At 46.5% G+C, this 1,353-nt stretch carries 1 protein-coding gene and 1 pseudogene; one reads left to right on the top strand and one right to left on the bottom strand.

Features of this window, described 5'->3' with window-relative positions; translation table 11 throughout:
- Positions 1–478 (bottom strand): annotated as a pseudogene (locus B3180_RS03280) (hypothetical protein); the annotation flags it as partial.
- 200 nt (positions 479–678) lie between these two features.
- Here B3180_RS03280 and B3180_RS03275 point away from each other — a divergent pair.
- Positions 679–1,353, top strand: a 675-nt coding sequence (locus B3180_RS03275) for an MBL fold metallo-hydrolase (RefSeq protein WP_286843049.1), incomplete at its 3' end; no start/stop codon positions are given.

The following is a 1,353-nucleotide window of genomic DNA, read 5'->3' as shown; positions in this document are numbered from 1 at the left end:
TAACCGGCTTGTCGAAAGTACCGATAGCGTTCAACTGAGCGCCACGAGCAATCTGAATAATGGCTTCGCCAGAAGTGAATGCCAGCACCGCGCCAGGTTCAACCGTCATGACCGGGCCATTTTGATTAATTTCACAATCGGTTGTGGTGTCGCAGTCTTCACCAATTTGCAGAGCACCATCAAACACATGAACACCGCCGTCAGGCAACTCTTCAAAAGTAATGTCCTCAGCTATTTCAATGGTTGCACTGGCAAAGTCTGTATCATAAGAACAGTCCTGACCGTCGTACTCACCCTGAATGTCTGCATAGCTTGCACAAGGGTTTGATGAGCCGCTGTCGCCACCGCCCGTATCGCCGCCAGCATCAGATCCGCCATTGTTATTCACCGTTGGGGTAACATTAATATCGCCGCCGCAACCAGCTAAAAATAAGGCTGCTGTAACTGCAGAGATTTTGAATAAAGTATTAAATTTCATTGGGTTCTCCCGACTTGGATGTTGTCCAGTTATGATTTAAGTCGGGAGCAGACTAAGACGCCTGCATGACAGGATTGTGACAACACAAAAGTGTCACAAAATATTCACCATTCGGTAACCTGAATTTTCTCTTTTGATCTTTGCGCTTGTTGAATAAGTAACCTATATCAGTAATAAAAACACAAACGAGGAAAGACCCCATGCGTAAACTTTTAATCAGCGGTTTAATGGCAGCCTTTGCTTTACCCGCTGCGGCTGACCGTTTCGAAGATGTAACCATTGAACACAATGAAGTAGCCGACAATATTTACATGCTGACCGGAGCCGGCGGGAATATGCTGATGTCATCAGGTGACGATGGCGTGTTTCTGGTCGATGACCAATACACTCAGGTAGCAGAGCGTATTGCGGAAAAAATTCAGGAGTTAAGCGGTGAAGAAGTTCATTATATTCTGAACACGCACTTCCACGGCGACCATGTCGGCTCCAATATGTGGTTCGCGAACAACCAAAGCTCGACCATTTTTGCCCATGACCATGTGCGTGAGCGCTTAAGTAACGACGACAGCTTTAGCGAAACGGGTCTGCCGGCCATTACTTTTGACTCTGCCATTACCTTCCACTTTAACAATGACACCATTTACGTTTTCCACCTCTCAAACGGTCATACTGACGGTGACAGCGCGGTATGGTTTAAAAATGCGAACGTATTGCATCCGGGCGATTTGTTCTTTAATAAACGTTTCCCGTTTATTGATCTGAAAAGTGGCGGAGACGTGGATGGCTATATCGCAAATGTGGAGCAGTTGTTGAACCGTATTACCGATGACACCGTGATTATTCCCGGCCATGGTCCGTTGGCAAATAAAGCCGAT

The sequence above is a fragment of the Idiomarina sp. UBA4206 genome, assembly GCF_002383015.1.
Classification (GTDB): Bacteria; Pseudomonadota; Gammaproteobacteria; order Enterobacterales; family Alteromonadaceae; genus Idiomarina; species Idiomarina abyssalis.
The sequence above is the reverse complement of the archived record's forward strand: the minus strand, read 5'-3'. Positions and strand labels throughout refer to the sequence as shown.